The 223-nt window shown below is 72.6% G+C and carries 1 protein-coding gene; it reads left to right on the top strand.

The window, feature by feature from the left end; genetic code table 11:
• On the top strand, positions 1-223 hold a 223-nt coding region (locus SM757_RS35415), incomplete at both ends, for a hypothetical protein (protein WP_322468930.1).

Genomic DNA, 223 nt, shown 5'->3' with positions numbered 1-223 from the left:
GGCGACCTGGGCTTCGCCAAGACGGGCACGGACATCGTGGCCGTGGGCTCCAACGTGACGGCTGCGCTGAGCGCGGGTACGTCGGCGTCGCTGCGGCTGAGCAACGCCAGCTTCGGCCTGCGCTCGGGCGCGGCCGGCACCACGGCATTCGAGCTGGCCAACGGCACGTTGACGGCCAGCGTCGACGGCCTGGGCAACCTCAAGGCCACGTCCGTGGCCGTGC

This window comes from Azohydromonas lata, from assembly GCF_034427735.1.
GTDB classification, from domain to species: Bacteria; Pseudomonadota; Gammaproteobacteria; order Burkholderiales; family Burkholderiaceae_C; genus Azohydromonas; species Azohydromonas lata.
The sequence above is the reverse complement of the archived record's forward strand: the minus strand, read 5'-3'. Positions and strand labels throughout refer to the sequence as shown.